This is a genomic window from Bradyrhizobium forestalis (assembly GCF_002795245.1).
GTDB lineage: Bacteria > Pseudomonadota > Alphaproteobacteria > Rhizobiales > Xanthobacteraceae > Bradyrhizobium > Bradyrhizobium forestalis.
The window spans coordinates 1-426 of sequence record NZ_PGVG01000147.1; the positions used below are offsets into that span (position 1 = coordinate 1).

The following is a 426-nucleotide window of genomic DNA, read 5'->3' on the forward strand; positions in this document are numbered from 1 at the left end:
GTTTTGAAGCACAGCTTCGTCTCGGGGCATGGATCGCACATCTTCTGGATTCGCGGCAACAGCACCGGCCCCTTCCTCATGCTCTTACCGGAAGCGGACACGTCACTGGAATATTGGGATGTCCACAAGGATTCGGCCGAAGCCAGTGGGACGTGGTGCGCCTACATCTTGGGCGGAGCGGCCGCCGGCGAGGCAGTGGCGGCGGGGACTCGCTGGCGACAGCCGACGCATTCCCTGTCCCTGTCGCCGGCCGAGCAACGGCGTTACCGTCTCCGCTTCCAATGGGTTGCCAATTACGAGGCGGCGCGCAGGGCTATCGCGGACGCCGGTCTGGTGGACGTGGAAGTGATGCCGGGCATGACGGTTCCCAATGACCTGCATGTCGACATCGCGCTCGCGTCCTCCATTCCGGTGGAGCGAATCGAG

Annotated in this window: 1 protein-coding gene; it reads left to right on the forward strand. The window is 63.8% G+C overall.

The window, feature by feature from the left end; translation table 11 throughout:
- A partial coding sequence (locus tag CVM73_RS38870; protein WP_245452565.1) for a DUF5695 domain-containing protein occupies positions 1 to 426 on the forward strand: 426 nt, incomplete at both ends.